This is a genomic window from Mycobacterium sp. SM3041 (assembly GCF_039668335.1).
Lineage (GTDB): Bacteria > Actinomycetota > Actinomycetes > Mycobacteriales > Mycobacteriaceae > Mycobacterium.
In genome coordinates this window covers 1-22,934 of sequence record NZ_JAYXBQ010000055.1, presented here as the reverse complement: position 1 = coordinate 22,934, position 22,934 = coordinate 1, and the positions used below count along the sequence as shown (strand labels likewise).

Annotated in this window: 23 protein-coding genes; 8 read left to right on the top strand and 15 right to left on the bottom strand. The window is 68.5% G+C overall.

The window, feature by feature from the left end; genetic code table 11:
* Positions 1–45: 45 nt before the first annotated feature.
* The gene (locus VXD91_RS19880; protein WP_346416195.1) at positions 46–339 is read right to left on the bottom strand and encodes a hypothetical protein; all 294 of its coding nucleotides are present in this window, start codon (positions 337–339) and stop codon (positions 46–48) included.
* 195 nt (positions 340–534) lie between these two features.
* Here VXD91_RS19880 and VXD91_RS19875 point away from each other — a divergent pair, with 195 nt between their 5' ends.
* A complete protein-coding gene (locus VXD91_RS19875) occupies positions 535–1,401 on the top strand; it encodes a hypothetical protein (RefSeq protein WP_346416194.1) in 867 nt (288 codons plus the stop codon).
* 20 nt (positions 1,402–1,421) lie between these two features.
* On the opposite strand, the gene aceA is transcribed toward VXD91_RS19875, so the two are convergent.
* The 3 genes from aceA to VXD91_RS19860 all read right to left on the bottom strand — a co-directional run bounded on the left by aceA (position 1,422) and on the right by VXD91_RS19860 (position 5,575).
* Complete coding sequence (gene aceA, locus VXD91_RS19870) at positions 1,422–3,698, bottom strand: isocitrate lyase family protein (protein ID WP_212811364.1); 2,277 nt, start codon at positions 3,696–3,698, stop codon at positions 1,422–1,424.
* 74 nt (positions 3,699–3,772) lie between these two features.
* The gene (locus VXD91_RS19865; RefSeq protein WP_346416193.1) at positions 3,773–4,168 is read right to left on the bottom strand and encodes a tautomerase family protein; all 396 of its coding nucleotides are present in this window, start codon (positions 4,166–4,168) and stop codon (positions 3,773–3,775) included.
* A gap of 27 nt (positions 4,169–4,195) precedes the next feature.
* On the bottom strand, positions 4,196–5,575 hold the full coding sequence (locus VXD91_RS19860) for a glutaminyl-peptide cyclotransferase (protein WP_346416192.1): 1,380 nt from the start codon (positions 5,573–5,575) through the stop codon (positions 4,196–4,198).
* A 74-nt stretch (positions 5,576–5,649) separates the two neighbouring features.
* Here VXD91_RS19860 and VXD91_RS19855 point away from each other — a divergent pair, with 74 nt between their 5' ends.
* The 5 genes from VXD91_RS19855 (at position 5,650) to VXD91_RS19835 (ending at position 10,874) form a co-directional block, all read left to right on the top strand.
* Positions 5,650–8,187 carry a DUF3516 domain-containing protein gene (locus VXD91_RS19855; RefSeq protein ID WP_346416191.1) on the top strand — a complete coding sequence of 846 codons (2,538 nt, stop codon included), beginning with the start codon at positions 5,650–5,652 and terminating at the stop codon, positions 8,185–8,187.
* Positions 8,188–8,213: 26 nt separating this feature from the next.
* Positions 8,214–9,371, top strand: coding sequence for an acyltransferase (locus VXD91_RS19850; protein WP_318984998.1), 1,158 nt, complete (start codon positions 8,214–8,216; stop codon positions 9,369–9,371).
* Between the two features lie 42 nt (positions 9,372–9,413).
* Positions 9,414–9,881, top strand: a complete 468-nt coding sequence (locus VXD91_RS19845; protein WP_212814804.1) for a hypothetical protein — start codon at positions 9,414–9,416, stop codon at positions 9,879–9,881.
* Between the two features lie 64 nt (positions 9,882–9,945).
* Positions 9,946–10,536, top strand: a complete 591-nt coding sequence (locus VXD91_RS19840; RefSeq protein WP_244872535.1) for a hypothetical protein — start codon at positions 9,946–9,948, stop codon at positions 10,534–10,536.
* Positions 10,537–10,598: 62 nt separating this feature from the next.
* Positions 10,599–10,874 (top strand): hypothetical protein, encoded by a 276-nt coding sequence (locus VXD91_RS19835; protein ID WP_174557662.1) that lies wholly within the window; start codon positions 10,599–10,601, stop codon positions 10,872–10,874.
* A gap of 9 nt (positions 10,875–10,883) precedes the next feature.
* Here VXD91_RS19835 and VXD91_RS19830 read toward each other — a convergent pair whose 3' ends face one another.
* From VXD91_RS19830 to VXD91_RS19780, 11 genes are all read right to left on the bottom strand, one after another.
* Positions 10,884–11,567, bottom strand: a complete 684-nt coding sequence (locus tag VXD91_RS19830) for a sensor domain-containing protein (protein ID WP_346416190.1) — start codon at positions 11,565–11,567, stop codon at positions 10,884–10,886.
* 196 nt (positions 11,568–11,763) lie between these two features.
* Complete coding sequence (locus VXD91_RS19825) at positions 11,764–12,405, bottom strand: FKBP-type peptidyl-prolyl cis-trans isomerase (RefSeq protein ID WP_318984999.1); 642 nt, start codon at positions 12,403–12,405, stop codon at positions 11,764–11,766.
* Positions 12,406–12,415: 10 nt separating this feature from the next.
* On the bottom strand, positions 12,416–13,030 hold the full coding sequence (locus VXD91_RS19820) for a class I SAM-dependent methyltransferase (RefSeq protein WP_212811371.1): 615 nt from the start codon (positions 13,028–13,030) through the stop codon (positions 12,416–12,418).
* Positions 13,031–13,055: 25 nt separating this feature from the next.
* Positions 13,056–14,957: a transketolase gene (locus VXD91_RS19815; RefSeq protein ID WP_318985000.1), complete on the bottom strand. Its 1,902-nt coding sequence runs from the start codon at positions 14,955–14,957 to the stop codon at positions 13,056–13,058.
* Between the two features lie 48 nt (positions 14,958–15,005).
* Positions 15,006–15,545: an isochorismatase family cysteine hydrolase gene (locus tag VXD91_RS19810; RefSeq protein WP_318985001.1), complete on the bottom strand. Its 540-nt coding sequence runs from the start codon at positions 15,543–15,545 to the stop codon at positions 15,006–15,008.
* Positions 15,546–15,589: 44 nt separating this feature from the next.
* Positions 15,590–16,288: a hypothetical protein gene (locus tag VXD91_RS19805; protein WP_346416189.1), complete on the bottom strand. Its 699-nt coding sequence runs from the start codon at positions 16,286–16,288 to the stop codon at positions 15,590–15,592.
* A gap of 43 nt (positions 16,289–16,331) precedes the next feature.
* Positions 16,332–18,047, bottom strand: coding sequence for a hypothetical protein (locus VXD91_RS19800; protein ID WP_346416188.1), 1,716 nt, complete (start codon positions 18,045–18,047; stop codon positions 16,332–16,334).
* Entirely contained in the window at positions 18,038–18,514 is a 477-nt protein-coding gene (locus VXD91_RS19795; protein WP_318985003.1) for a hypothetical protein, read from the bottom strand. The genes VXD91_RS19800 and VXD91_RS19795 overlap by 10 nt, the downstream gene beginning before the upstream one ends.
* Entirely contained in the window at positions 18,504–19,370 is an 867-nt protein-coding gene (locus VXD91_RS19790) for a DUF58 domain-containing protein (protein WP_346416187.1), read from the bottom strand. The genes VXD91_RS19795 and VXD91_RS19790 overlap by 11 nt, the downstream gene beginning before the upstream one ends.
* Positions 19,371–19,377: 7 nt before the next feature.
* Positions 19,378–20,379, bottom strand: a complete 1,002-nt coding sequence (locus VXD91_RS19785; protein ID WP_346416186.1) for an AAA family ATPase — start codon at positions 20,377–20,379, stop codon at positions 19,378–19,380.
* A 12-nt stretch (positions 20,380–20,391) separates the two neighbouring features.
* The gene (locus VXD91_RS19780) at positions 20,392–21,573 is read right to left on the bottom strand and encodes a zinc-dependent alcohol dehydrogenase (RefSeq protein WP_318985006.1); all 1,182 of its coding nucleotides are present in this window, start codon (positions 21,571–21,573) and stop codon (positions 20,392–20,394) included.
* A gap of 112 nt (positions 21,574–21,685) precedes the next feature.
* Here VXD91_RS19780 and VXD91_RS19775 point away from each other — a divergent pair, with 112 nt between their 5' ends.
* A complete protein-coding gene (locus tag VXD91_RS19775) occupies positions 21,686–22,177 on the top strand; it encodes a flavin reductase family protein (protein WP_346416185.1) in 492 nt (163 codons plus the stop codon).
* An 11-nt stretch (positions 22,178–22,188) separates the two neighbouring features.
* Positions 22,189–22,929, top strand: coding sequence for an SDR family oxidoreductase (locus VXD91_RS19770; protein WP_346416184.1), 741 nt, complete (start codon positions 22,189–22,191; stop codon positions 22,927–22,929).
* The last annotated feature ends 5 nt before the right edge of the window (positions 22,930–22,934 follow it).

The window sequence follows — 22,934 nt, the reverse complement described above, 5'->3', positions numbered from 1 at the left end:
CTGTGCCCGCCTTAGGCGGTGGCTTTCGGTTTCCGGGTGCCCTGCTCAGATGCAGGCGCCGAACAGGCACACCCCGCCATCCGGTTCCCAGCCGCCGTTCCAGGTGCCCGGCGGGTTTCCGGGCGGCGGTGGCGGCCCCCAAGCAGGTGGTGGCGGCGGTCCCCATGCCGGTGGCGGCGGGCCCCAGTGGTGGTCCGGCGGCGGTGGACCCCAGCCGGGCCCGGGCGGGGGTGGCGGTGGACCCCAGTCGGCGCTGGCGACGCCGGTGCCCAGCGTCGCCAGGCCGGCGCCGAGGCTGCCGGCGATCGCCAGGCCGGCAATCATCTTGGTGTGTTTCATGATCGATCGTCTCCGTTCGTGGCGGACTGTCCGACCATGGAACGGCAGCAGGTTGTGGATCAGCTGTGCCTGACGTAAGTGGTAGGTCTCGGTTTGGCGTCACGCGGCCGGCGCAGGAAGACGACCACCCCGGCCCGCTTCCTACAATTGGCCGATGCCCGCCAATTCTCGGTTCGCCGGAGCCGGAGCCGCACCATGCTGATCGGCATCCTCGCCGCCCTCGTTGCCTGCTTCAGCTATGGCACGGCATCGGTGCTGCAGTCCCGCCCGGCTCGTCGCGACGGCGAAGCTGCCGACACCGCGCCGACGTTCCGGTCGACAGTGACGGCGATCCTGGCGCCGCTGTTCCTCGCCGGCATGCTGCTGGACGGGCTGGGCTTCCTCGGCAGCCTGGTGTCGGCGCGGCTGATCCCACTGTTCCTGTCGCAGACCATCATGAGCGCCAACCTCGCGGTGACCGCCGTCCTGAGCGTGCTGGTGCTCGGCGTGCGCCTGCGCCCGCGGGACTGGTCCGCGATCGCGACAGTCCTTGTGGCACTGTGCATTCTGGGCTTCAGCGCCGGTGAACTCGGCACCGAGGTACCGGGCCGCCACATGCACTGGAGCGTGCTGGCGGCATCGGCGCTCATCTTCGTCTTCGGGGTGGTGCTCGTTCGGGTGCTCGGCAAGAAGGCCGCGGTGCCGGCCGGGCTGATCGCCGGCATCCTGTACGGCGCCATGGCGGTCGCGGTCCGGATCACCCACGGGCTCGACCCGTTCGAATGGCATGCGTTGCTCTCCGACCCGGCGGCGTGGGCGGTGGTGGTCGCCGGCGGCGGTGGCTTCTACCTGTTCACCGTCGCACTGCAGATCGGTTCGGTGAACGGCGTGGCCGCCGCACTCGTCATGGGCGAGACGGTGATTCCCGGCGTGGTCGGCGTCCTGCTGCTGGGCGATGTGGCGAAGCCGGGACTCGGATGGCTGGTCGGGGTCGCTTTCGCCACCGCGGTCGCCGGGGCGGTCGCGATCGCGATTTTCGGCGCGGCAGAAGAGGAACCGGCGGTCGCCACGGCTCAGGCGTGAAACCGTGGCGACCCGACCGGCTAGTCCTCCTTGCGGATCAAGCGGCCGAGGGCCTCGCGGTCCGGCGCCAGCAGTTCGTCGATCCGCGCCTTGTTGACATCGGCGACGATGATCTCGCCGACCTCCTGATAGACGTTGCTGAACAGGCCGTGCGACTTCATCTTCTCGGTCTGGTAGATGTTGTCCTCCGTCGGCGTCACGTAGTAGACGATCTCCGACTTGAACCGGTGGATCAGCCACACGTGGATCAGATCCATCAGGCGCTTCTGCCGCAGCTTCTCGGCGAAGGTGTTCTGGTCGCGCACCGTGAGGATGTTGCGGCCGTAGCGGTCCTTGATCGGGTCGACGACGACGTTGGCCAGCGGCTCGTCGCCGCTGCCGTAGATGCCGAGATCCAGGACGTCGGAACCGGCGCGGCGGGGCCGCAGTTGTACGTGCAGCTGCTCGCCGATCTGGTAGTGATCGCTCCACATGGCCAGCCACTCTTCGAGGAGCTTCTTGGGCACCTCGGTCTGGACCAGGTGCTGGTGTTGCGTGGAGCCGGCACCCATCGCCTTGGTGGTCGCGGTCCGCCCCGACGACGCGGCCAGCGCGGCATCGCTGCGCGGACCGCCCACGAGCGTTTGCGGTGTGCGGTAGGGAGATTCGACGAGCCGCATCTTGCGTTGCAGGCGCGCCAGGGCCAGCATGCCCTCCTGCCGCAGGGATGTCGCGAACTCCTCGCACGCCACACCGTCCACCTGGTGGCCGCCGTAGGTGATGAAGTTGAAGACGAACCCCATCTTGCCGAGTTCCTCTGGGAACGCCCGCATCTCGTCATCGGTCATGCCGGTGGTGTCCCAGTTGAACGACGGCGACAGGTTGTACGCCAGCATCTGGTCCGGGAATTCGGCGTGGATGGCCTCCGCGAACTCCCGGGCGTCGGCCAGGTCCGCGGTTTTCGTCTCCATCCACAGGATGTCCGCGAACGGCGCGGCCGCAAGGGATTTCGCGATCGCGTACGGGATGCCGCCGCGCACCTGGTAGTAGCCCTCGGGGGTCTTGGCGAGCTCACAGTCCCACGCCACGTCGGCACCCAGCTCACGGGCCTTCTCCCGCGCCGCATACAGCGACGCGCGGGCCGCGAACTTGCGCCACTCCTCGGGGCTCACCGTGGTGGCCTCACCCTCCTTGGCCCGGAACTGCAGCACTTCGGCCACGGCTTCGCAGTAGGTGTTCAGGCCCGAATCCGCCTGCCACGCCTCGACGAACTTCGACTCGACCTTGTCGAATACCGCGTCGACCGACTGCCCGGAATTCTGGTCCCAGGCCGCGGCCGCCTCGTCGATGAGGCCCGCGATGCCGTGGCTGTCCAGCCAGGCGTCGGCGGCCGCGTACTGGCCCTCGGGCAACGCGTACAGCAGGTGCCCGCGCAGGTCGGTGACGCCCTTGTCGTGGAAGCGGCGCACCATCGCCAGGAAACAGGATTTGTAGGACGGGATGTTGAGGTTGGTGGCGCCCAGCAGGAACGGCTGGTCACGCTCATCGGCGGCGCTGTCGATGAGGTTCGCGGCCTCGGCGTCGGTGCGCGCGACGATGATTCCCGGCACACCCATCATGTCCAGCTGGAAGCGCGCGGTGTTGAGGCGCTTGAGCTGTTCATCCGACGGCACCAGCACCTTGCCACCCTGGTGACCGCATTTCTTGGTACCGGGCCGCTGGTCCTCGATGTGGTAACCAGGCACGCCCGACTCGACAAAACGGCGAATCAGGTTGCGTACGTGGGCATCTCCACCGTGACCGGTGTCGGCGTCGGCGATGATGAACGGCCGGTAGTCGATCGCGGGGGTGGCTGCGCGCTGTTCCTCGGTCATCTGCAGGCGCAGGTACTGCTGGTTGCGGTCCGCGGTCAGCAGCGCACGCACCAGCCCGGCGGCTTCGTCGGGCACCTGGCTCAGCGGGTAGCTGGCCAGGTCGGGCCCGGGGTCCTCGCTGATGGAGCCCTTGGCCGAGGTGGCCCAGCCACCGAGGTAGATGCCTTCGATGCCGATCCGCTTCATCACCACCGCCTGGCCGGGGGAATACGGCCCGAACGTGGTGATGCTCTTCTTCTGCGCGAACAGTTCGCGCAGCCGCGGATAGAACGCTTCGGCGGCCTGCCGGGCCACCGGATAGTCCGACGGGATGGTGCCGCGTTGTTCGACGACCTGACGCGCGGTGTAGAGCCGCGTGATGCCGTCGAAACGCGGGCTGTCGAAATACTCCTGCACGTCGGCGACGTTCTGCTCGAACGACGTCGCCACTGCTTCGAGAGTCATGGACTGCTCCTTGCTGAGCTGGTTTCCGATGAGCTCTCCGAGCCTATCGCCGCGGGGCTGCCGTGAATACGCGATCAGACATTCACATCGAAGCCGAGGTTGACGTCGCAGGCGGCCTGTCCGCCGCGGACGCCCCAGTTCTCGAGCGCACTCTCGCGGAGCAGGATCGTGATGTGGTCGGCGGGGATGTCGAAGGCGCCGAGGCGGCCCGTGATCTCGCGGTACAGCGCGCGCTTGGCGTCCACCGACCGGCCGGCGAAACAGTCGATGGTCACCAGTGTGTACCGCTCGGGATGCCTGAGATGCGGCGCGTGCGAAAACCGGTGCGGCTCATGGACCAGGAGCCGGACGTGCTTGTCGCCGACCGGGATCTGGAACGCGGCGACCAGTGCCGCGTGGACGGCATCGATGAGGGCGACCTCGTCGGGCTGGCTGTACTGACGTCGGACCTCGATCAGTGAACTCGGCATGGCGCTGATCGTCACATCCGGCAGTCGTCAGCGCACCTGAATTTCCGCCGCTGTCGCCGGTTCGAACCGCACCCGGTAGACCGCCGGCCAGTACTTGCCCGTGACCAGGAACTGCCCATTGCCGCCGGCGCCGCCGAGATGCGCGATGCCGTTGAGGACGCCGATGTCGCCCTGCCAGGCGGCGTCGCGCAGGCCGGTGGCATAGACGACGGCGGTGACGAGGCCGGTGGCGGCGTCGATCTCGATGATCTGGTCGGTCGGGAACACGTTGGCCCAGATCCGGTTTCCGGCGCAGTCGAGGCTGTTGAGCCCGGTGACCTGAATTCCGTTGTAGGTCACGGCGAGGGTGCCTGTTTCCCGCATGTCGTCGAGACGGTGGAAGCGCAGCACCGCGGATCCGTCGCTGCGGATCAGCCGGTCACCCGTGCGGCACAGGCCCCAGCCCTGACCGTCGAGCGGGACCTCGCGCAGCATCGTCAGCGTGGCCTTGTCCCATTCGATGGCGACGCCGTTCTCGTACGTCAGCTGCCACAGGTGCGGGCCGGCATCGGCGATGCCCTCGCCGAAATAGGCCGGCGGCAGCGGGACCGCGCGCCGCAGCTGTCCGGTGTCGGCGTCGAGTTCGCGCAGCTCGGACTTTCCTTCGAGGCCCGTGCTCTCGTACAGCGTCGGTCCGTCGACGAACATGCCCTCGGTGAACGCGACGGGGTCGTGGTCGAACCGTTCGAGCACGACGGGGCGGAGCCGGGCGACCTGATCGGCTGCGGCGGTGGGGATTCCGGCGACCACGACCAGCAGCGTGCCGACGGCCGTCAGTGTCACGGCGGTGATCGCGGCGGTGTGTTCCTGCACCCAGTGGCGCATCCGCTCCAGGCCCTTCTCGGCGTACCGCGCGGCCACCAGGTGCGCCAGGATCGGTGCGGCGGTAGTGGAGCCGGCCAGTACGACGAAAAAGCCGACGGCACCGGCCTTTTCGACGGGCGCGGTCAGCAGCGCGTCGATGGCCACGCCGCCGGCGACGCACGCCAGGATGAACTTCGGGTTCGCGACGGCGAAGACCAGCCCGGTGACGCCGGTGACCAGTGGCGACGCGGACTGCAGCCGCGTCAGCCAGCCGGTCGCCTGCGCGTAGTGCGCGCGCCGCAGCCACGTGACGACACCGAGCACGATCAGCGCGATGCCGATCCCGAGCTGCAACCGCGAACTGGTCGCGGCGGCGTGCGACCGGCCGACTGGCGATACCAGCACCACCGCGCTGATGACGCCTGCCATCCCGGCGAGCCACCCGCCCAGGTAGGTCAGGCCGGTGCTGCGGGGCCGGTCCGAGTACAGCAGGAGCAGCACCGGCGGCAGGACCGCCATGGGGGACAGCGCCACGATGAGCGCGTCGGGGATCAACCACGTCACACGAGCCATCTTGCCTGCGCGCAGCCTGCCCGCCGCTGACGCGCGTCCGGTGATCGGGCAGGCTGGTGTCCACGATGGCACCCCGTATATCCCTCCTGGACGACCCCGCCGACCTGTCCGCAGTGCGCGCGACGGGCGCTGACCCCGATGAACTGCTGGCATCTTTCGCCGAGTGGGCCGAGGCGGCGGGGACGGCGCTGTACCCGGCGCAGGAGGAGGCCCTCATCGAGTTGGTCAGCGGCGCCAACGTGGTCCTGGCGACGCCGACCGGTTCGGGCAAGTCGCTGGTGGCCACGGGTGGGGTGTACTTCGCGCTCGCGGCGAACCGGCGCAGCTACTACACCGCACCGATCAAGGCCTTGGTCAGCGAGAAGTTCTTCGCCTTGTGCGACGTGTTCGGCGCCGCGAACGTGGGCATGCTCACCGGCGACGCGGCGGTCAACGCGAGTGCGCCGATCATCGCGTGCACGGCCGAGATCCTTGCGAACATCGCGCTGCGGGAAGGTGCCGAGGCGGATATCGGGCTGGTGGTGATGGACGAGTTCCATTTCTACGGCGACCCCGACCGCGGCTGGGCGTGGCAGGTGCCGCTGCTCGAATTGCCCAGGGCGCAGTTCCTGTTGATGTCGGCGACGCTGGGCGACGTGACCGTGTTGCGCGAGGACCTCACCCGGCGTACCGGCCGCCCGACCGCGCTGGTGGCCGGCGCCGAACGCCCGGTGCCGCTGTTCTACAGCTATGCGACGACCGCGATGCACGAGACCATCGCCGACCTGTTGCAGACCAAACAGTCACCGATCTACGTCGTCCATTTCACGCAGGCGGCGGCGCTGGAGCGGGCGCAGGCGCTGATGAGCGTCAACGTGAGTACCAAGGAGGAGAAGGCCGCCATCGCCGACCACATCGGCGGCTTCCGTTTCACGACGGCGTTCGGCTCGACGCTGTCGCGGCTGGTGCGCCACGGCATCGGTGTGCACCACGCCGGCATGCTGCCCAAGTACCGGCGGCTGGTGGAACAGCTCGCGCAGGCCGGGCTGCTGAAGGTCATCTGCGGCACCGACACGCTCGGTGTGGGCATCAACGTGCCGATCCGCACCGTCGTCTTCTCGGCGTTGTCGAAGTACGACGGCACCCGTACTCGGCTGCTCAATGCCCGCGAGTTCCACCAGATCGCCGGCCGTGCCGGGCGGGCCGGCTACGACACCGCGGGCACCGTCGTCGTGCAGGCGCCCGAGCACGAGGTCGAGAACCTCAAGCAGTTCGCCAAGGTCGCCGACGACCCGAAAAAGCGCCGAAAGCTGGTGCGCCGCAAGGCACCCGAGGGCATGGTCCCCTGGGGTGAGAACACCATGACGCGCCTCGTCGAGGCGGCGCCGGAGGCGCTCACGAGCAACATGCGGGTGTCCACGGCGATGATCCTCGACGTCGTCGACCGTCCCGGTGATCCCTGCCTGGCCATGCGCCGGTTGCTCAGTGAGAACCATGAGCCGCGCAAGAGGCAGCTGCGACACATCCGCGAGGCGGTCGGCATCGCCCGTTCGCTGCTGCAGGCCGGGGTACTGGAACGCCTGGCCGAGCCGGAACTGGACGGGCGCCGGTACCGCCTCACGGTGGACCTGCCGCCGGATTTCGCGCTGAACCAGCCGTTGTCGACGTTCGCGCTCGCGGCCGTCGAGCTGCTCGACCCGGACTCGGAAACGTTTGCGCGCGATGTGGTTTCGGTGATCGAGGCGACGCTCGAGGACCCACGCCAAATCCTCGCGGCGCAGCTGAAGAAGGCCCGGGGTGAGGCCGTCGCGGCGATGAAGGCCGAAGGCATCGAGTACGACGAGCGCATCGAACTGCTCGACGACATCACTTACCCGCGTCCGCTCGATGAACTCCTGGCGCACTGTTTCGAGGTGTACTGCCGGAGCAACCCGTGGGCGGCCGACGGCCACCCGGCGCCGAAGTCCGTCGTGCGCGAGATGTGGGAACAGGGACTGACGTTCAAGGAGTACGTCAGTGCCTATGGCCTGACCCGCACCGAGGGCGCGGTGCTGCGCTACCTGTCGGATGCCGTCAAGGCGCTGCGCTCGGGAGTGCCGGCCGCCGCCCGGACCGATGAGCTCACCGACATCGTCGAATGGCTGGGTGAGCTTGTGCGCCAGGTCGATTCGAGCCTGCTCGACGAATGGGAACAGTTGACCAGCGCTGATCAGGTCGACGAGGTGGCGGTGATGGCGCCGGTGCGGCCACTGACCGGCAACGAGCGGGCATTCACCGCGATGGTCCGCAACGCGCTGTTCCGGCGCGTCGAGCTGTGGGCCCGCCGCCGCTGGGCGGAACTCGGGGACCTGGATTCCGGGTCGGGGTGGGCGGCGCAGCGCTGGGAAGCGGTGGGGGAGCAGTACTTCGCCGAGCACGACGACATCGGCACCGGGGCCGATGCGCGGGGACCCGCGATGCTGATCTTCGACCGGGCGCCCGACGTGTGGCGCGTCCGTCAGATCCTGGACGACCCGGCGCATGACCACGACTGGGGTATCGACGTGGAAGTCGACCTGGCCGCGTCCGACGCGGACGGCGCACCGGTCATCCGGGTCGTCGATGCGGGGCTTTTCGGTAGCTGAGTGCACTTCTCGGGCACACTGGGCGCATGACCACCCCGGCCCCCGAGCCCGTCAGCGGCACTCGCGGGTTCCTGCCTGCGGTCGAGGGCCTGCGGGCGGCCGCGGCACTGGGGGTCGTGCTCACGCACGTGGCGTTGCAGACGGGCTACACCGACGGTGTCGTCGGCCGGTTGCTGGCCCGCTTCGACCTGTCGGTGGCCGTGTTCTTCGCGTTGTCGGGCTTCCTGCTGTGGCGCCCGCACGCCGCCGCGGCGCACGGGCTGCGGGCCGAACCCGAGGTGGCGCCGTACTACCGCTCCCGGCTGGTCCGGATCATGCCGGCGTATCTGCTGACGGTGGTCGCGGTGCTGACCCTGTTGCCCGACGCGCACGGCGCGGACCGGGCGGTCTGGATCGCGAATCTGACCCTGACGCAGGTCTTCGTCCCCAAGACGCTGATCGCCGGGCTCACGCAGATGTGGAGCCTGTCGGTCGAGATGGCCTTCTATCTCGTGGTGCCCCTGTTGGCGCTCCTGGTCGCGAAACTGTCGCTGCGGCTGCGAATTCCGGTCATCACCGGAGTGGCGCTGCTGAGTTTCGGCTGGGGTTATCTGCCGATCCCGGCGTATCACGGCGCCAATCCGCTCAACTGGCTACCGGCCTACGCCTCGTGGTTCGCCGTGGGGATGTTGTTGGCGGAGTGGATGTTCCGGCCGTACGGCTGGGCGCACCGGTCGGCCCGGCAACGCTCGACCCTGATGGCGGTGGCGGTCGTCGCATTCGTGGTGGCGGCCTCACCGTTGGCGATGCCGGCCGGGCACCAGCACGCGACCCTCGGCCAGTTCATCGTGCGGACGGCACTGGGGGCGGTCATTGCCGGCGCGCTGCTGGCGCCGCTGGTCCTGGACACCCCGGACAGCCCGCACCGGGTGCTGGCCAGCGCCCCGATGGTGACGCTCGGCCGCTGGTCGTACGGTCTGTTTCTCTGGCACCTCGCCGCCCTCGACATGGTGCTCGCCATGATCGGGCAGACGACGTTCCCCGGTGCGCTGCCGGTCGTGATGGTCCTGACGACGACGTTCGGCTTCGCGGTGGCCGCGGTGAGTTACGCGCTGCTGGAGGAGCCGTGCCGGGTGGCGCTGCGGCGCTGGGAAGCCCGGCGACGGGCCGCGATGGCCGATCTCGACTTGCCGACCGCGACATAGAGTTGCAGGGTGCGATTCACGCGTCAGGGGCCGCTGGACCGGATGAACGCCGCGGTGGCAGAGCTCGAGTTGCCGGACGCGGTGTACAAGACGTGCCCTTGGCAGCCACGGGATCTCGTGACGGAGGGCCTGCGGCAGTGGTTGCGGTGTTGCGGGGTGGCCATGCGCGACGGTCAGGTGATCGGCATGCCGTCGCACGCCGTCGACGAGGCCTGGCACGGGCTGATCCTCTGTACCGCAAGGTATTCGGCCTTCTGTGACACGGCCTACGGCCGGTTCCTGCACCATCATCCCGAAGGCGGGGCGCCCGCCGGCGCCGTGTCGGAGCCGATGCACGAGCAACTCCGGCGGACGGTCATCGCGTGGGAAAAAGTCGCCGGACCGGATGAGGACTGTGTGCTGTGGGACCTCGACGAACGCGTCGGGGTCGACAAACCGTGGGGGATCGCTGCGGCGCGGGTCGCGGAAATCAGGTCGGCGTACCGGGCTTTTCAGGCCCGAACGAGATGACGGAGGCCGGTACACGCGATAGCCTGACCCGTTACGGACGCCGGTTGAAAGGACGGACGAGCATTTGAAGACCGAGCGACAGCGTTTCCACGCGCCGGTGATAGTCGGCGGTGTGCTGCTGGCCGGTGCGCTCGCGGCGGCCGGTCCGGCTGCGGCGGACCCGGCCACACCGACGACACCCGCACCCGGCCAGCCCGTCGTGGAGCCTGCGAGCGGTCCCAGCGGCCCGGTGGCCGCGCCTCCGATCGGCGCTCCGACGGTCCCCGAGATCGAGAACCCGCAGTACGGCGCCGGTAGTACGCCGGGTCAGCTCGGCTATCTCCGGGACATCTGGCACACGTTCCACAGCGGCAACCCGATCGAGGCGCTCACCATGCCGCCCGAGGAGGCACCCGGACCACCGCCCGGTGCGGGGCCGGCGCCCAAGCTGCCACCAGGGTTCATTTCACTGACCGATCCGGCGTCGTCGAACCCGATCGTCGACACCGGGCCCAAGACCGGTGGACCGGCGCTGCCTCCGGGCTACTACCCGCTGAACGGCCCACCGCCGCCCGGGTACTACGACGCCCCGGGAGCGGCTCCGGCCACGCCGGCGCCGGGTGGTCCCGGCGCGCCGCCGCCGGCTGCCGGATTCGCGCCGACCCCATCGCACTGACTCGACGGCGTAATGTGATTACATACGCTAAGTAATCGCAGTCTACGCAGGGGAGCGTGTGCATGACCTCGATCAAGAAGACCTTGTCCGCCGCCGCCGTCGCGGGTTCGCTCGCCGCGGCCGCGCTCGGCTTCGGTATGCCGCTGGCTGCTGCGCAGCCGCCGCCACCGGCGCCCGGGCTGGGCGAGGAGGTTCCGCCGTGGGCCCCGAAGAAGCCGGCTGAGGTGTGGGACGGTCAGCCCGTCGTGTGGACCTCGGCCTGGGGCGGCCGGTGGGGCGTCTGGATCAACGACGGCTTCATCCCGCTGACGTCGAACCCGGTCACCAACGGCGGGTAGGCACCGCCGTCACCATCGTGCCGCGACGTTGGTGCCGATCTGGGTGGCGATCTGGACCGCCGTGTCCGCCGGATTGGGACTGCACGTGTTGATGTCGATGATGACGTTGTTCTTGTGTGCCAAGGCGCGGCCGCATGCCCATCCGGGTGCGGCCGCGTCTTGTTCCGTCGCGACGACGCTAAGGGTGTCGTGCGCATTGGTGATCGGCCCGACCGACCACTGCGACTGACTCTGCGTGTGCGTGTACTGCTTGCACGCCAGCCATAGCTGCGCTTGCGTGTTGAAGAACTCCTGCGCCTTGTCCTGCGTCGGAAACAGGACGACAGCCTGCTTGAGGTAGTGGGTGAACTTGTCCCCGTCGTTCATGCTCTGCTCGCGTTCGGCCCAGAAGCCGCTGCCCGCGTACACCGCGGCTTCCGCGGCGCCGTCGATGACGAGGCACTCCGGCGGTGCCATCGTGGCGCTGTTGTCCGACATCGTGGACTGAGCGCTGAGCACCGTCATGGCGGCCGACCCCATGGTCGCGTTGACCTGGTCGGGGTTGAGCAGCAGACCGTCCAGTTCGCGTTCGACGAGGGGCCGGGCCACCATCGGCGGCGTGGTCACCGGCACGGGTGTACCGGCGGTGCTACCACATCCGGCGGTCAGAACCGCGACCATGACGACGGTGACGGTGCCGACAGAGCTGCGCATATATCCTCCCGTCGCGGCAGCGGCGACCTACTGACATGCTGCGCTGTCGTGCTGCGCTGTCCTCCCCAGCGCGGCACTCCAACACTTCTATTGTGGCGTCAGTTGAGGTCGGGGCCACCTTTGCTCGACGGTGTTTCGCGGTAACGATGAACCAAGTTCTTGATGACAGGTTCGCCGCACCGCCGCAGCATGACGGTCAGTTCGACACGTCGAGGATCTTGATCGCGAAGACCAGCGAGTCGCCCTTCTCGATGCCCGCGCTCGGCTGGCCGTCGGGGTAGCCGTCGGCCGACGTCATCGCGACGGCGACGGTGGAGCCGACCTTCTGTCCGGCGATGGCCTTCTGGAAACCGGGCACGACGCGCAGGAGGGAGAAGGTGGCCGGGGCGCCGCGGTCATAGGCGCTGTCGAACTTCGATCCGTCACGCCCGTTGAAGCCCGCGTAGCAGACCGAGACCGTCGCGGTTTCGGGGACGACGGGTCCGGTGCCGGCCTTGAGCGTCTGCACCTGGGTCTGGTTCACGCTGAACGGGCCCTTGACGCTGACGACCGGAGCCGCGGTATCGGTGGATCCGGTGACGGCGACGCTGCCGGTGGCGCCGCTCAGCGTCCACTCGGGTGCGCCGCCCTGTCCTTCTGCCGTCGGGCAGGTGCGGGCGGCGGCGGTCGAGGAGTTGTCGAGGGCGGTCGCCGCGCTCGGGGTCGTGGTCACCAGCGGCGCCTGCGTCGTGGTCGCCGCCGGTGGCTTCTCGTCCGAGCCACACGCGGTGAGGGCGACGGCGAGGGAGGCGGCGCAGGCGGTCAGGGCAACGGAGGAAGACACGCGAGAGAGGTTCACCGGTGTCACGCTACCCGGGCGGGATCGGGATGAGGACTGCGACCAGGAAGTCGGATTTGTCGGTGAACACCCGCAGATCCCAGGTGGAGAGCAGCAGATCCGGGGTGAGGCCGGCTCGGCTGGCGTCCTGGAAGAACTGATTGAATTCGTAATCGCGTCCGGCGCCGAACCCGATCACCACACGGCCGTTGTCGGCCAGGTGGGCGCGGAGCCGGGAGAGCACCTGCACGCGGGTGCTCGGGGCGACGAACGTCATCACGTTGCCGGCCGACACGATCAGGTCGAAGGGCTCCGGTATGCCGCGGGCCGGCAGGTCGAGTTCGGCGAGGTCGCCCACCAGCCAGCGCGGTCCGGGGTGATCCTCTTCGGCGGCCGCGATGAGAGCGGGGTCGACGTCCACCCCGACCACCTCGTGCCCGGCCGCGGCGAGGTAGCCGCCGATCCGGCCGGGGCCGCAGCCGGCGTCGAGGATTCGCGAGCCGCGGGCAGCCATCGCGTCGATCAGGCGGGCTTCGCCGACGAGATCCTCACCGGCGCGGGCGAGCGCCCGGAACCGTTCGATGTACCACTGCGAGTGGCCGGGATCGGCTTCGACTTTCTGCATCCACAGGCTCTGCTCGACCATGCGTCCATTGTCGCAAGCCCGAACTTCAGCGCGGCGTGCTGTCGACAACGCTCTTGGCGATCAACGTCGTCGCGGCTTCCCGGATGCGGTCCGCGTCGACGCCCGCCCAGGCGAGCAGCTCGCGTGTCGTGCCGGAACCGGGCATGCCGCGGACAGCCAGATGCGCGAGGCGGATATCGGCAAGATCGTGAGCGACGAGCGCATCGAGAACCGCCGACGCGAGACCGCCCTCGGGGTGGTGGTCCTCGGCGACGACGACGCGGCCACCGGTGGCGGCGACGGCCGCGGCGACGGTGGCCGCGTCGAGCGGCTTGATCGAGTAACAGTCGATGACCCGCGCGGTGATGCCTTCCCCGGCGAGTTCGTTTGCGGCGCTGAGGCATTCGTGCACCGTCACACCGGCACCGATCAAGGTGACGTCATCGTGATCGGATACGCGCAGGAGCTTGGCGCCGCCCACCGGAAACTCCTCGGTGGCGTCGTACAGCACCGGGTAGGCGCCGCGCGTGGTGCGCAGGTAACTGATTCCCGGTGTCTCGGCCATCGATTGCACCAGTGCGACGGTGCTGGTGGCGTCACTCGGGTACAGCACGACGGCGTCGTGGACGGCGCGCATCATCGCCAGATCTTCGAGTGCCATCTGCGATGGGCCGTCCGCGCCGATTTCGACGCCGGCGTGGGAGCCGACAAGTTTCACATTCGCGTTCGAGATCGCGCCCATACGGATGAAGTCGTAGGCGCGCGTCAGGAACGCGGCGAACGTGGAGGCGAACGGAACGTATCCGCGGACGCTCAGGCCCGTCGCCGCGGCCACCAGCTGCTGTTCGGCGATGAACATCTCGAAGTAGCGGTCGGGAAATGCCCGCGCGAATTCGCCTGCGTGGGTGGAATTTCCGACCTCGCCGTCGAGTGCGACCACGTGCCGGTTGCGACTGCCGACCGACACCAGCGCGTCACCGTAGGCCTTTCGCGTGGCGATGTCCGCACCGAGTTCGTAGGTGGGTAGGTCGACGGGCTCGGCCGCCCGCCATTCCTCTGCCGGAGCGGGCGTCGGTGGCTCGAGGCTGCGCACGATCAGTCGGCGCCGGCCACCGAGTTCGGCGATGGCCCGTTCGGCCATGTCTTCGGGCAACGGTTTGCCGTGCCAGTCCGGGCTGTCCTCCACCTCCGAGAACCCTTTGCCCTTGATGGTTTTGGCGATGATCACCGTCGGCCGGTCCACTGCTTCCGCAGTACCGACGCCGGCCATGGCTTCATCGATCGCGGTGAGGTCGTGGCCGTCGATGACGACCGTCCGGGCGCCGAACGCCTGGCAGCGCCGCTCGTAGGCCGCGACGTTCCAGCCGAGGTCCGTCGGGCCCCGCTGTCCCAGCCTGTTCACATCGATGAGGGCGACCAGGTTGTCCAGCTTGTAGTACGACGCCTTGTCGAGCGCTTCCCACATGGAGCCTTCGGCCATCTCGCTGTCACCGCACAGCACCCACACCCGGTACGGAAGGCCGTCGAGGTATTTCCCGGCCAGCGCGAGTCCGACGCCGTCGGGCAGTCCCTGACCGAGCGAGCCTGTCGCGACGTCCACCCACGGCAGTACCGGTGTGGGGTGACCTTGCAGGCGCTGCCCGAACCTGCGGTAGCCGTCGACCAGTTCTTCGTCGGTGATCGCGCCGACGGCCGCGAAGGCCGAATACAACAGCGGTGACGCGTGGCCCTTCGAGAAGATGAGATGGTCGTTGGTGACGGCGGCCGGATCGCGCCAGTCATAGCGCAGGTGACGGGTGATCAGCACGGCGACGAGATCCGCGGCTGACATGCTCGACGTGGGATGACCGGATCCGGCACTGGTGCTGGACCGGATCGAATCCACGCGCAGACGGGCCGCGACTTCGGCCACGGTGTCCATGGGGGTTATCGGTGGTGTCGTGTTCACACAGGGCGCATACCCGGTGTCACGGTCGGTACACGCGCGCCCGACGCGTCAGGGCAGACACCGCGTGGATTCGATGATCTCGGCGCCCATGTTGCGCCGCATCATCTTCAGCGCCGCGTCACCGAGTTGCGGGTCGATGTGCGCGACCGCGTCGGGTGGGACGATGACGTCGTAGTGCCGCAGGTACCCGTCGAGGGCGCTGTAGAGAATGCACTGTTCGGTGACCTGACCCGTCAGGATCAGCCTGGTGACGCCACGCTGCCGCAGCAGGTAGTCGAGAGCGGTGGCGTAGAAGACGCTGTGCCGCACCTTGGTCAGAAAGGTGCTGCCCTGTGTCGGCACCAGCGGCTTGACGAGCTCGGGGTGGCTCCCGGACAACGCGACGTCGACGATGCCTTCGCCGCCGACGCTGAAATCTTCATGGTTGTCGTTGACGTACAGGACGTCCACACCATGGTGTGATCGGGCCGCCGTCAGCAGCCGGTGCAACGGATCGAGAATCTCGGCGACATTCGCCGCAAGTTCCTCACCGTCTTCGTGCCGGTAGTCGTTGAACATGTCGATGATCAACAGAGCGGTGTCACTCATCGATGGTGCATACCCAGACGTCACCGCGGGCACACCTGCCGATGTCACCGTGCCGCGTCGCGCAGGATCTGTTGCAGCCCTTGCATCGGGTCGGCGCCGTCCGGCGGGGGCAGCGGTGGCGGAAGGGTCGACGTGGCATCCCCGGCCGCGGGCGGCGGCGCCGGGGGCGGTGCTGCCGGAGGGGGTGGGGGCGGCGCGGCCGGCGGCGGGCCGGCCTCGGCAAGCTTGGCGTCCAGCCGGGGCAGGGCCTCTGCGCGGATCCGGCGCCGCTGCGCATCGGGGTCGGCGTTGCCCGCGAAACAGTCGGCGGGCGCGTGCGTGACCACATCCCTGGCGGCGGTGTACTGCCGGACGGCCGCGTCGCGGTCGCCCGCTGCGGCGGCTTGATCGCCGAGGGTTTCGCGGATCAGCTCGAGGTTGACCCGGACCGGGCACGACCGGTCGGCCGGGGTCTGCGCCAGGGCGCGGCCGAATTCGCGGTCGGCATCGCCGAGCCGGTGCTGCAGTACCGCGAGGCTTCCGCCGGCGTACGACGTCCGGCCCGGTTCGATCACGTTGAACTGGCGCAGGATTGCGACGTCGTCGGACAGCGCGGCGGTGTCCCGGTTCGCATAGTCGGTGACCGCCGAGTCGCCGACGACAGCGACAGATGCCAGCTTCGCGGCGAGGATCAGCACCGCGGCGACGACGGGCGCCGAGCCCAGGAGCAGTCGGCGACGCAGCTTTCGTCGGTCGGTGTTCACAGTCGTACCCGGTCCAGTCGGGTGCGGGCCGCTTCCCGCAACGTCAGGAACAGTTCGATGAGAAGCAGCATGGCGGCGAGCCCTGAGAGCGCCCAGTAGAGTTCCGTTCCACTGTGACCCGAGCCGATGGGCGTTGGACGGGGCGGGCGACGTCGGTGAGCGCCTCGGGCGGCAGCCCGGCCGCGGGCCGCGGCACATACGGCACCCCGATCTGCTCGGCAACGGCCCGTAGCGAGGGGACCGCGTCGTCGCCGTAACCGATCACGGCCCCGCCGGCGACCACACCTTCCGGTAGATCGAATTCCCTTTGCGGAGTGGCGGATTCCGGTGTCCCCGCGCCGAGGTAATACACGAGGTTCTTGGCGTCCGGGTATTGCTGGGCTGCGCTGAGCAGCTGGTAGCGCAGCACCGTACTTGCCGCGCCGGCGTCGGTATGTGCCGGTTCCGGTGTGGGGTAGGTGATGGGAGCCGTCACGACCGGCTTCAGACTCCACGCGTCGGCCGAGAGCGGCCATTCCACTGCTGGGCCGGACGCGAATCCGACGACGGCGAACCGCGCGGTCGGATAGCGGTCGATCAGTTGCGCGATGTCGGCACTCGCCTCGGCCGCGCGTGAGCGGCCGTCGGGTCCCGGTGCCGCCATGTCCGCCGAGCGGTCGACGACCAGGAAGACATTCGGTTCGAGCGCGCCTGCGGTCTGGGGCGGCGGGGGTGTCGCCCCGATCGCCGGGCGCGTGCCGGCGGCGATCAACAGCACCACGGTCAGGCCGAATCCGGCCCAGCGCCACGTCCGCCAACCGGTGTGTTCGGTGCTTCGCCGTCGCCACCATGCGGCACCGCAGGCGGCGAGCAGGGCGACCACGAGTGCGATGTCCGGAGTCTCTGTCGGTGTGGCGGCGACGTTCGTCCGATCGGCCGGGGGCGGATGGCGGGTGATGTCGCGCAACGACGCACCGATATCAGTGGCAGGGTGCGACCTGCCGCCGGTGTCGTGCACGAGGCCGGAAACGGTGCCCCCATCGGCGCCGACGATGAGTGCGTTCACCTGGATCTTGCTGGTGGCAGCCAGGTCTCGAAGCGCGGCGCCGTCGAACAGCCGGCCGGCCTCTCCGCTCGAAGCGTCTGGCCCGACGTAAATGAGTGACCTGCGCGTCGCCGTGCCCTTGGCGGCCGGCGGGAACCCGGTCATGCACAGCGCGAGGAGGTCTTCGATGTTCGGGGTGTAGCCGGTGTAGCGGACGGGCGCGACGAACGGTCTGGCGTCGCTGCGCTTGATCTGCCGACCATAGGCGGTGAACTCCGCGGCCACGTACTGGTAGTCCCGAGTCAACGGGACGACACGGCGATTGGCAGACGTCAGCCCGATCCGCTCGGTGCGGTACTCCCGGGCCGCATCGGCGAAGAACTGCAGCGTCGCGTTGACGGGGGAATCGGAGACCGGGGCGCCGACGCAGATCATGATGTCCTGCGGCGCAGCGGCTTCGGACCGGCGATCGAGCGTGGGCAGACCCGTGGGTCGTGCCGTGGCCACGACGGCGGCACCGAAACCCACCACGAGGAGCACGACGGCGGACCACACCGAGATCGTGTTCCGGCGTTGTGCCCGGCGGTATTCGGGCAGCCGCGTCAGGCGGCCGGTGTTGGCGAGCGGTTTGAGATCGCCGGGACGCTGGCGGTGTGGCCAGAGCACGGCCACCGCCACGCACGCCGCCAGCGCGACGAACCCGATGATCGCCGCAATCCGCCAGGTCAGCTCCATCGCCTGACCAGCCCTTCGGCGGTCGCGCAGGCATCGTCGACATCGACGTCCGATCGCGGATTGAATTGCACGTCGACGAGTTCGGACAGCAGCGGTGCGGCGGCGCCGGCCGGGCCGGCTGCGATGGCGCCGACGTGCATGTACTGCACGCGGAGCCCGGTCGCGGCGTGCAGGAACCGGCGGACTTCTCGGCTCAGCGCCGCCCCGGCAGCCGGCGCCGAGAGGTCGCCCGATCGATGGCGCCTGGCGATGCCGCGAATGTCCCGGACCGCGCGCAGCTTGATCATCTCGTCCCGCACGACTCGGATCAACCGCACGTCGCCGATCCGGCGGGACGCTGACGTCGCCTTGAAAAGCCAGGCATACCAGGCGATTACACAGACGATCAGCGCAGCCGAAAGCCACGGCCACCACCCGGAATAGGGCTCGGGGCCGACCACGTAGCGCAGCAGATCGTCATCTGGCACGTGCGTAGACCCCCGTCATCGCCGTCAGGGCGGGTTTGATCTGGGTGCTCGCGCCGATTCGCGCATGCGGTACGCCGGACACGGTCAGAAACTCCGAAAGATTCTGGCGCCGTTCGTCTTCCGATCGCCGGTAGGCTTCGGTGACGGCGCGGTCGAGTGCGGACGGCGGTAGCAGGAACTGTCCATCGGCGGCGTCGTAGCTGCGGCCGGCTCCGGATCCCACCGGTGGCATGTCGGTCACCAGCGCCCACAGGACGTCGTGCCGGGCGGTCAGTGAGCGCAGCACGTTCTGCAACGCGTCACTGATCTCGGGTTCGTCGGACACGATGAAGACCAGGAGCCGGTGGCGGTAATGCGTGGCGAGCCATTGCAGTTGGACCAGCAGAGCGCTGCGGGCGGGGGATTCGCCGGCGAGCTGCAGGTAGTGGTGCAGCATGCGCTCGATATGCGTCTCGCCACGCCGCAGGCGGGTGTCGATACAACCACGGCGGTCTCCCGCCACCAGGCCTATCTCGTCGGAGCGGCGCAGCGTCATGAGTCCGATCGCGCCGATGACGTGCATGATGATGTCCTTCTTGAGCTCTCCCGACGGCGCGAGCGCCGACGCGTTTCGGCCGGCGTCGGCGACCACCACGATCTTGTGGTGCTTCTCGGACACGAACTGCTTGATGAGGGTGTGGCCGGACCGGGAACTCGCCTTCCAATCGATGTCCCGGACGTCGTCGCCCGGGACGTAGGGGCGTAGTTCGTCGAACTCGAGGCTCCGGGTGTGGATCAGCGCGTAGCGGCCGCCTTCCAGGAGGCTGCCCGGGTCACGGCCGATGTGGATTTTCGCGGCGTCGAGGTGTTTCCCCATGGCGGCCTCACGGCACCGGGACCGTCTGCAGTACCGCGTCGACCACTGCGTCAGGCGTGATCCGCGCGCTCGCGGCCTCGAAACCGAGGATCAGCCGATGCCGCAGCACGCGGTGTGCGAGCATCGAAATATCCTCGGGCACAACGTGTCCGCGGTCGTGGATGACGGCGAGCGCGCGTGCGGCGCGGCAGAAGGCGATGGTTGCGCGGGGGCTCGCGCCGTATTCGACGAGTCGGGCGAGGTGCGACGGTAGGTGTTGGGCGGGGCTGCGCGTGACGTCGACCAGTCGGCTCGCGTACGCGACGAGCGCGCGATCGAGGTGGACCGAGCGGACGATCTCCTGCACCCGCCGGACGTCGTCGAGCGAGACCACGGGAGCCGGATGACGAGCGCGGTCGTACCGCCCGGCGTCCATGCGGTCGATGATCTCGATCTCGTCCGTGATCGACGGATAGTGCACGAGCTCTTTGAGCATGAAGCGGTCGGTCTGGGCCTCCGACAGCGGATAGGTGCCTTCCTGGTCGACGGGGTTCTGGGTCGCGATGACGAGAAACGGCTCGGGTATCGGGTATTCGACGCCGGCGATCGTGGTCTGACGTTCCTCCATCGCTTCGAGCATGGCGCTCTGTGTCTTGGCGCTCGAGCGGTTGACCTCGTCGAGCAACACGATGTTGGCGTGCACCGGGCCCAGTTGGGTGGTGAACGTGTTGGTGTCGGCCTCGAAGATCTGCGTGCCGATGATGTCGCTGGGCAACAGATCCGGCGTGCACTGGATGCGGCGGAAGCTGCCACCGACAGACGCGGCAAGGACGCGCGCCGCGGTGGTCTTGGCGAGACCGGGAACGCTCTCGATCAGCAGGTGGCCGCCACCGAGCAGCGCGACGAGCATCGTCTCACGCAGGTGCTCCTGGCCCACGACCTGATGGGAGAACGCCGACGCCACGGCGCCGACGATGTCTCTGGCCTCGGCGATGGCGCCCGGGTCGGGTTGCATTCGGGGTAGTGTCATCGGTCCTTCCGCTCACGGCTTGAGCATCACCTTCACGGCACCGTCCGTTTTCTTCTGGAAGATGTCGTAGGCATGTGGTGCATCATCAAGGGGCAGAACGTGACTGGCGAAGGTGTCGACGCCCAGCGGATCGTCGTCGCCGAGCAGCGGCAGGATGTCGTCGACCCATCTCTTGACGTTGGCCTGGCCCATGCGCAGCTGGATCTGCTTGTCGAACAGCGTCATCATCGGCAGCGGGTCCGACATGCCGCCGTACACGCCGATCAACGAGATGGTCCCGCCGCGGCGGACGATGTCGATGGCCGAGTAGAGCGCATGAAGTCGATCGACCCCGAAGTTCTGCATCATCGGCTTTGCCACCATGTCGGGCAGCGTCGCCGTCATGCGCTGAAGTGCCTGGGCCACAGGCGATCCGTGGGCCTCCATGCCCACCGCATCGATCACCGAGTCGGTGCCGCGGCCGTCGGTCAGCGCCCGGATGGTGTCGCCGATGCTGCCGTCGACGGTGTCGAGGTCGACGGTGTGGATACCGCGCACCGATGCCCGCGCCAACCGTTCGGGAACCCGGTCGACGGCGATCACCCGATAGCCGAGATGCTGGGCGATGCGCGCACACATGTCGCCGATCGGCCCCAGCCCGAGCACCGTGACGCTACCGCCGTCGGGTATGTCGGCGTAGGCGACAGCCTGCCACGCCGTGGGCAGTACGTCCGACAGGTAGACGAATCGCGAATCCGGTGGTCCCTCAGGCACTTTGATGTGGGTGAACTGGGCCTGCGGCACTCGGAGATACTCGGCCTGGCCGCCCGGTATCTGCCCGTACAGTTCCGAATAGCCGAACAGCGCGGCACCTTTGCCGTGGTCGCGAACCTGCGTGGTCTCGCACTGGGTGTAGAGCTGCTGGCCGCACATGTAGCAGTGCCCGCAGGAAATCTGGAACGGCACGACGACCCGGTCACCGACGGACAACCCGTCGACGTCGCTGCCGACCTCGCGAACGATGCCCATGGGTTCGTGCCCCAGAATGTCGCCCTCGTGCATGAACGCCCCGAGCACCTCGTACAGGTGCAGATCCGATCCGCAGATGTTGGTCGAGGTGACTTCGATGATGGCGTCGGTGGGCGCTTCGATCTCCGGGTCGGGCACGGTGTCGACTCGGACGTCTCGTCGGCCATGCCAGGTAACTGCCTTCACGCAGGACTCCCATCTCCGGTATCGACCATCGACGGCACCCGTTGACGGTTTGCAAGAATGAGCAGTGGCTACCCCAACTCCGGTATCCCAAAACCCGAGGCCAGGACCGGTGATGAAACCAGAGACCGCATTTGATGATTTCGTCGACCTGCTCGACTACCCGATGTTCGTGGTTACGGTGCAGGCCGACGGTCAGACCGCCGGATGCCTGGTGGGCTTCGCCACGCAGGCCAGCATCGACCCGCCGAGATTCCTCGTCGGGCTGTCCACGGCGAATCACACGACCTCGATCGCGCGGACGGCCACTCACCTTGCGGTGCACCTGCTGCCGCGCGACGAGTTGAAGGTGGCCGAGCTGTTCGGCGGTGAGACGGGCGATGCCGTCGACAAATTCGAGCGCTGCGACTGGCATGTCGGGCCGGAAGGCTCTGCGGTCCTCGATTCCGCGCTGGCCTGGTTCGTCGGCGAGATCATCGCGAGATTCGACATGGGCGACCACGTGGGTCATCTGCTGGCACCTGTCGCGGGCGGTGATTCCGGCACCGGGGGCAAGCCGGTGTTCTTCGACGATGTGAAGGATCTCAGCCCGGGGCACGGCGCGTAGACAGGGCTGAGATGACCGGTATCGCAGGCAAAGTCGTCGCCATCACGGGCGCCAGCAGTGGCATCGGCGAAGCAACAGCCCGGCTGCTCGCCGAACGGGGCGCGGTGGTGGTTCTCGGCGCCCGCCGGGGTGCCCGGCTCGACGAGTTGGGCGGTGCGATCCGCGCCGCCGGCGGGCAGGTCGTCACGTGCCCGACCGATGTGACACACCGGGCCGACGTCGACGCACTGGTGGCCGCCGCGGTGGACGCGTTCGGTCGGCTGGATGTGCTGGTGAGTAATGCCGGGATCGGAAAGATCGGTCCGGTCGCCGACCTGGACACCGACGGCTGGTCGCAGATGATCGACGTCAACCTGCGCGGCGTGCTCCACGGCATCGCCGCGGCGCTACCGGTGTTCCAGCGACAGGGTGCCGGGCACTTCATCACGACGGTGTACACGGCAGGGCTGAAAATCGTTCCGGGGCAGGCGGTTTACGCGGCCACGAAGAACGCGGTGCGAACCCTGATGGAAGGTCTGCGGCAGGAGTCGACGGACGGCGTCGTACGAACGACGTCGATATCGCCGGGCTTCGTCCGCACCGAGCTCGACGCCGCGATCGACGATCCCGCCCTTCGCGACCAGATTCGTCGCAACATGGATGACTTCGGGCTGCCGCCGGACGCGGTCGCCCGCGCGATCGCGTTCGCCATGGAGCAGCCGCACGACGTCGAGATCGGGGACATCACCATCCGCCCGACCGTGCAGGGTTAGTCGGC